The sequence below is a fragment of the Streptomyces sp. ADI95-17 genome (assembly GCF_003846175.1).
Lineage (GTDB): Bacteria > Actinomycetota > Actinomycetes > Streptomycetales > Streptomycetaceae > Streptomyces > Streptomyces sanglieri.
This window is the reverse complement of sequence record NZ_ML123044.1, coordinates 991,471-997,723: the sequence shown is the minus strand read 5'-3', so window position 1 is coordinate 997,723 and position 6,253 is coordinate 991,471. Positions and strand designations below refer to the sequence as shown.

The 6,253-nt window shown below is 72.1% G+C and carries 10 protein-coding genes; 3 read left to right on the top strand and 7 right to left on the bottom strand.

The window, feature by feature from the left end; translation table 11 throughout:
• On the bottom strand, positions 1 to 693 hold a 693-nt coding region (locus EES42_RS04345), incomplete at its 3' end, for a class I SAM-dependent methyltransferase (protein WP_206433363.1).
• 385 nt (positions 694 to 1,078) lie between these two features.
• Here EES42_RS04345 and EES42_RS04340 point away from each other — a divergent pair.
• Entirely contained in the window at positions 1,079 to 1,525 is a 447-nt protein-coding gene (locus EES42_RS04340; RefSeq protein ID WP_124716741.1) for a GNAT family N-acetyltransferase, read from the top strand.
• 42 nt (positions 1,526 to 1,567) lie between these two features.
• Positions 1,568 to 1,699 carry a hypothetical protein gene (locus EES42_RS47230; protein WP_266490970.1) on the top strand — a complete coding sequence of 44 codons (132 nt, stop codon included), beginning with the start codon at positions 1,568 to 1,570 and terminating at the stop codon, positions 1,697 to 1,699.
• A gap of 13 nt (positions 1,700 to 1,712) precedes the next feature.
• On the opposite strand, the gene EES42_RS04335 is transcribed toward EES42_RS47230, so the two are convergent.
• The 3 genes from EES42_RS04335 to EES42_RS04325 all read right to left on the bottom strand — a co-directional run bounded on the left by EES42_RS04335 (position 1,713) and on the right by EES42_RS04325 (position 3,853).
• Entirely contained in the window at positions 1,713 to 1,937 is a 225-nt protein-coding gene (locus EES42_RS04335; RefSeq protein WP_266499960.1) for a DinB family protein, read from the bottom strand.
• A gap of 62 nt (positions 1,938 to 1,999) precedes the next feature.
• On the bottom strand, positions 2,000 to 2,665 hold the full coding sequence (gene msrA / locus EES42_RS04330; protein WP_124716740.1) for a peptide-methionine (S)-S-oxide reductase MsrA: 666 nt from the start codon (positions 2,663 to 2,665) through the stop codon (positions 2,000 to 2,002).
• An 84-nt stretch (positions 2,666 to 2,749) separates the two neighbouring features.
• Entirely contained in the window at positions 2,750 to 3,853 is a 1,104-nt protein-coding gene (locus EES42_RS04325) for a hypothetical protein (RefSeq protein ID WP_124716739.1), read from the bottom strand.
• 69 nt (positions 3,854 to 3,922) lie between these two features.
• Here EES42_RS04325 and EES42_RS04320 point away from each other — a divergent pair, with 69 nt between their 5' ends.
• Positions 3,923 to 5,068, top strand: a complete 1,146-nt coding sequence (locus EES42_RS04320; protein WP_124716738.1) for a cystathionine gamma-synthase — start codon at positions 3,923 to 3,925, stop codon at positions 5,066 to 5,068.
• A gap of 60 nt (positions 5,069 to 5,128) precedes the next feature.
• Here EES42_RS04320 and EES42_RS04315 read toward each other — a convergent pair whose 3' ends face one another.
• The 3 genes from EES42_RS04315 to EES42_RS04305 form a co-directional block, all read right to left on the bottom strand.
• A complete protein-coding gene (locus EES42_RS04315) occupies positions 5,129 to 5,320 on the bottom strand; it encodes a DUF1059 domain-containing protein (RefSeq protein WP_124716737.1) in 192 nt (63 codons plus the stop codon).
• 115 nt (positions 5,321 to 5,435) lie between these two features.
• Positions 5,436 to 5,684, bottom strand: coding sequence for a hypothetical protein (locus tag EES42_RS04310; protein WP_124716736.1), 249 nt, complete (start codon positions 5,682 to 5,684; stop codon positions 5,436 to 5,438).
• Positions 5,681 to 6,175 carry a sigma factor-like helix-turn-helix DNA-binding protein gene (locus EES42_RS04305; RefSeq protein ID WP_124716735.1) on the bottom strand — a complete coding sequence of 165 codons (495 nt, stop codon included), beginning with the start codon at positions 6,173 to 6,175 and terminating at the stop codon, positions 5,681 to 5,683. The genes EES42_RS04310 and EES42_RS04305 overlap by 4 nt, the downstream gene beginning before the upstream one ends.
• Positions 6,176 to 6,253 lie beyond the last annotated feature (78 nt).

Below are 6,253 nucleotides of genomic sequence, written 5' to 3'. Positions count from 1 at the left end.
GACCTGGATGAGCACCCCCGGCTTGAGGCGGGGCAGCAGCTCGCAGAAGAACACCATGACGTCGGAGCCCATCTGGAGCCGGTGCGAGCCGTCGATGAAGAGGATGTCGCCCGGTTCCAGTTCGGCGAAGACACCGAGGTCGGCGTCCTGGAGCGGGACACGCACCACCTCGTCGCAGAGGTGGTCGATATGGGCCCGGGGTTCCGGGTCGATGGACGTGATGCGGGTGTCCAGGCCGAGGTCCCGGACGGCCCGGCGGGCGAACTTGGTGGAGTTCCCGGAGCCGACTTCGAGATAGCGGGCCGGCCTCTCGGAGGCGAGGAAGCCATAGAGCGAGAGTGCGTCCAATGGGGGCAGCCAGGTGTTGCCCCAGTAGGCGGTGGACGCCTTCTCCACCCCTTTCAGCGGGATCCCGGCCAGCTGGTCGGCGTACTCCAGGAAGCCGGTGAGGTGTTCGGCGTAACGCTTCCGGTTCTTCTCCAGGAGCTCGCGCACGGGGCCGAGTTCAGCGCGCGGCTCGGGTGTCACCACATGGTCCAGAAACACCGGCTTGGCCAGCCCGAAAGCCCACATGACCAGGCCGAACGCGGTGGGCCTGCGCTCCAGCCGGTCGAGTCCACGGCGTAACGCGGGGAGCCGCTCCAGCAGGGTGGGGGTGGGTTCGGGCATGGCGTTCGGGGTCTGCGTGTGCAAGGCGGGGGAACCTTTCGATCGGTTGGACGGCCGAGAAGGGCGAGCCACGGGTCCTGCAAGCGCTGTTCGGTCAGAGGCGGCGGGGTTGGTTTCGACGGTGGGGTCGGTGATGCTTCGGACGCCGGTGATCCTTTCCCGGATCGGCCCCCGGTATCCGCGAAGGCCGTCCGTACGACGCCGGCGGACCCGGCTTTTCACCGCGCCGGGTCGGACGGCAGGTACGGGCATCCTCTGTCGGCAGCGGTCGAGTCCCGCCGAGGCCGGTGCGGTGCGGTGCGCGATCGTCACATCGTCCGGCGTCACCACGTGGCGGGTCTCTGCCCCGTACTTCCCCGCTCGGCAATCGCGATTGACGCACCGCGGCGCGTACCGGTTCGCTGGGCCGATGACCGACCTACGCATCCGAGCGGTGGACGACGACGCCTCCATCCACGATTGGCAGTACGTCCACAACCTGATCATTCCCGGTGACGTACTTTCCCTCGACGACGTCCGTGCCCGCACCGGCCGCAACCGCATGGAGGTCGCCCACCTCGGCGACGTCCTGGTCGGCTGCACCACCGTGCGCCCGCCCACCGGTGACAACGGCGCAACCGCCACGGTCATCGCCCGTGTCCTGCCCGAGCACCGCCGCCGCGGCCTCGGCACCCGACTCTACGAGCGCGCGCTGGGCCAGGCACGCGCACTGGACGCCCAGGTGATCGAGACCGTGGTGCTGGCCTCCAACCCGGACGGACTGCGCTTCGCGGAGCGGCACGGCTTCGTCGAGCTCGAACGCTATCTGCTGCGCGAGGGCGACACCGTGCCCTGGATCGATCTGCGCCTGACCTGATCCGCCGGGCAGGCCCTGGTGCGGGGACCGCACGGGGAATGCTTGTGCGCACCGGAATCGACCCCCCTTCGTGCCCTCGGCGACGGCGACCGGAAGCAACTGGAGAGACTCGGACATGACTTCGGGCGGGACGAGCGCCTGGAGAAGCTGGTCGTGGTCCACTACGACGCCTGATGCCGGGCGCTGTCTACGCCGTCCGGGCAGCGGCGGGATCGCCGGCCCGGTCCGGTACCTGGCCGACGGCTCGCTGAAGGCGGAGCTGGCCGATCTCTGCGACGTTCTTCATCAGCTCGGCGTTCACCCAGGCAACCATGTGGGCGACGGTGTGCCGAGGGTCGCCCGGCCACGGGAACGGGCCGGTGGTGGCCAGACGGGCAGGGGTGAGCCGGTCCAGCGCCTCCAGCCAGTCCAGCTGCTGCCGGGCCGGCCGGGTACGCCGGAGTCGTACCGGCTTTTCCCGTACGGGCCCGAGGCTCACCCCTCCGCCGGAGCCACCCCGATCGGGCACGAGACGCCCGTGCCGCCGATGCCGCAGTAGCCCGCCGGGTTCTTGTCGAGGTACTGCTGGTGGTAGCCCTCCGCGGGCCAGAACGTGCGGCCCTCCGCCGGGAGGATCTCCGTGGTGATCGTGGAGTGGCCGGCGGCCGTGAGGACCTTCTGGTAGGCGTCGCGGGAGGCTGCCACGGCCGCCGCCTGGGCGGGGGAGTGGGTGTAGATCGCCGAGCGGTACTGGGTGCCCACGTCGTTGCCCTGGCGGAAGCCCTGGGTCGGGTCGTGGGACTCCCAGAAGAGCTTCAGCAGCTCGGCGTACGAGACGGTCTTCGGGTCGAAGACGACGCGGACGGCCTCGGTGTGGCCGGTCAGGCCCGAGCAGACCTCTTCGTACGCGGGGTTCTCGGTGCAGCCGCCCTGGTAGCCGGCCAGGGTCGTCCAGACGCCGTCCGTCTGCCAGAACTTGCGCTCGGCGCCCCAGAAGCAGCCCAGGGCGAAGTCCGCGACCTCCAGACCCTCCGGGTACGGGCCCTCCAGGGGGTTGCCGAGGACCGTGTGGGTGGACGGGACGGTGAATTCGGGGGTGGGGCGGCCCTTCAGGGCCTCCTCCGGGGTGGGGAGCTGCGGGGTGCGGCGTTGCAGGAACATGCGGGGGCTCCTCCTGGGGTGAGTGTGCAGTGCTTACAACGCGGCGGGGGCGCCATGGATTCCGCCCGGTCCGGACGGACGGCCCTAGTGCGGCAGCGTCGCCGGGCTGCCGCCGTTCGCCTCGTAGCCGGCCACCGCCAGCGCCCGGTAGACCGTGTACTCGGCGGCCGGGTCGGGGTCCTGTGTCCACGGCAGCGCGCCGACGTGGCCGTCGATGTGGACGAGCTGGGCCATCGCCTCCGACCAGCGCTCCATCCGGACGAGGAAGAGGACCAGGAGGTGGCGTACGTGGGCGAGCATCGGGTCGTCCGGGCGGGCCGCGTGCACGGCGAAGAGGGCGCCCTCGACCGCCTTGGTCACCACCGCGCTCCGGTAGAAGCCCTGGACGAGGTTGACCTCGGGCAGGTGCTCGTACACCGCGAACAGCGGCAGCGCGGCCAGCAGCGAGCCCTGCGGGGCGCGGGCGGCGGCCGCGGTGGCGAAGCGGTCGGCCTCCTCGCGCGAACCGTGCCACTTCTCGCACCAGTAGTGCAGGGCTGCGATGTGCGCGCCCATGTGGGCCGGGGCGCGGTCCATCACCTTCGCCCAGAGGCGGTCGAACTCCTCGGGGGAGTAGCCGAGTCCGCGGGCCGCGGCCAGCTCGGTGAGGTACGGGACCGGGTCGCCCGGCGCCAGCAGCGCCGCCTCGCCGCAGACCGTACGGGCCTCCTCCAGGATGATCCGGAAGTCGTCCGTCCCCGCAGTCGACGATCGCCACGCCTGCTGCACCAGGAACTCGGCGTGCACCGCCGCGCCGCCCGCATCCTTCGGCGCATCGGCCCGCCACTTGCGCAGCCACGCACCACCGACCCCGGGCTGCTGCGCCAGCTCCAGCGAGGCGGCCCCGGCGAACGCCTGCACCCGCTGCCACCGCACCTCGCCCTCCTTGGGCGTACCGGCCAGCAGCTGCGAGGCCGCCCGCCAGTCCTGGGAACGCTGCACCACATCGAGCACGTCCAGGAGGTCCTGGTCCGGGCCCGGCAGCCGGATGTCCAGCTCCTCCTGGCGCACGAAACCGTAGGCGTCCGGGTCCGCGGCGTCCGGGGAACCCGGCGCGACCTGCCGGATTCCGCCCCGGCGGCGCAGCACGAAGGGGCCTGCGACGGCCGCGAGCATGCACAGGGCGATCAGGAACCAGAGAATCTCCATGCCTCCCATTGTCACCGGACGGCCCGGTAGTCCGGTGGGCGCCCTCGCGACGAACTACGCTCTGGCCCCATGAGCGACCAGCACAGCTTCGAGACCCTCGCGATCCACGCGGGAAACACCGCCGACCCTCTCACCGGCGCCGTCGTCCCGCCCATCTACCAGGTGTCCACGTACAAGCAGGACGGTGTGGGCGGACTGCGTGGCGGCTACGAGTACAGCCGCAGCGCCAACCCGACCCGTACCGCCCTGGAGGAGAACCTCGCGGCCCTGGAGGGCGGCCGCCGCGGACTCGCCTTCGCCTCCGGCCTCGCCGCCGAGGACTGCCTGCTCCGTACGCTGCTGACCCCCGGTGACCACGTGGTCATCCCGAACGACGCCTACGGCGGCACCTTCCGGCTGTTCGCGAAGGTCGTCTCGCGGTGGGGCGTCGAGTTCTCCGTCGCCGACACCTCGGACGTGGCGGCGGTACGGGCGGCGATCACTCCGCGCACCAAGGCGGTCTGGGTGGAGACCCCGTCCAACCCGCTGCTCGGCATCACCGACATCGCCGCGATCGCCGGTGTGGCCCGCGCCGCCGGTGCCCGCCTGGTCGTCGACAACACCTTCGCCAGCCCCTACCTCCAGCAGCCCCTGGCCCTGGGCGCCGATGTGGTGGTGCACTCCACCACCAAGTACATGGGCGGCCACTCGGACGTCGTCGGCGGCGCGCTGATCGTCAACGACCCGGAACTGGCCGATGAGTTGGCGTACCACCAGAACGCGATGGGCGCGGTCGCCGGACCGTTCGACGCCTGGCTGGTGCTGCGCGGCATCAAGACCCTGGCGGTCCGCATGGACCGGCACTGCGAGAACGCCACCAAGGTCGCCGATCTGCTGACCCGGCACCCCAAGGTGACCCAGGTCCTCTACCCCGGGCTGCCCGAGCACCCCGGCCACGAGATCGCCGCCAAGCAGATGAAGGCGTTCGGCGGCATGGTGTCCTTCCGGGTCGCGGGCGGCGAGGAGGCCGCGGTCCAGGTCTGCAACCGGGCGAAGCTGTTCACCCTCGGCGAGTCGCTGGGCGGCGTCGAGTCGCTGGTGGAGCACCCGGGCCGCATGACGCACGCCTCGGCGGCGGGCTCCCCGCTGGAGGTGCCGGCCGACCTGGTCCGCGTCTCCGTCGGCATCGAGAACGCCGACGACCTGCTGGCCGACCTCACGCAGGCGCTCGGCTGATACCCGAAGGACGGCCGGGCGGGCTCCCGCATCCGGGCCCGCCCGGCCGCCCGGGCCTCGTCAGGCGTTGACCTGCTCGTCCTCCAGCATCGTCCGGATCTGTTCGCGCAGTTCGGGACTGTCGGTGTGTTCGTGGACGGAGACCGCGTGCTCGGTCGCGGCCCGCACGACTTCCTCCTCCTCGCCCGAGATGGTGAGCGAGCAGTGCGACACACTCGGATGCTTGCGGCAGTCGGCGATCTTCCTGGTCATGGCAGCCTCCTGGGGGCCGGCCCCAAATCCGTACATTCCAGGATAGTTCGGCCGCATGTCGGGGCGGTTCTGCCGTCCTGCGGGAGGGTCGGGACGGTCCGGCGCTCGTCGCCGCTCACCAGCCCTCCAGCGGCGTCGTCTCCGCCGGAGGTACCTGCCAGGGGTGTGCCGCCATCGCCCAGGCCGTGAACGCCACCACCGCGGCGCACGCCAGCAGCAGCATCAGCCGGCGGACGAACAGCCGCCGGCGCAGCAGCCTGCCGCCGCGCTCCGAGGCCCGCCGCGCCAGATCGGCGGGCACCTGCGGATGCGGACCGTCCAGCATGCGCCGGACCTCGTCCTCCCGGTCCCGGGCGCCGCTCACCGCGCGCCCCTCGAAAGACCCGGCGTGCCCCGCCGCACCGTGGGCCGACGGGTGCCGCGCATCGTGGCCACCGAGCGGTTGAAGACCGCCCGCACCCGCTCCACCGTGAGGCCGAGCAGCGCCGCCGCCTGCTCCTCCCCGACCCCCTCGTACAGCCGCAGCACGAGGACGAGGCGTTCCTGCGGTGTCAGCGGGGCCAGCAGACCGCCGCGCGGCCGGTGATGGCGCCAGACCTCATGGGCGAACCGCACGGCGAGCTCGCGCCGGGTGCGGTCGTACGGATCCTCGCCGCGCAGCCGTTCCCACTGCGCGTACGTGGTCGCCAGCGCGGCGCTCAGCATCCGCTGGGCCCGCGGGTTCGCCCCCGGCGGCCGCATGGGCTCGGCGGTGAGCAGCGTGGCGGTGTGCAGCAGACGGCCGGCCGCGCCCGCGACGAAGGTCTCGAACTCCTGGGCGCGGCGCCGCTCCCGGCCCGACTGGCGCTCTCGCACAGTCCACATCCGAGCCGCTCGCGGGTCTCCCGGTCAAGAGGCGTGCACCAGGTCGGCCCCGGGCGGGGCCGCAGCCCC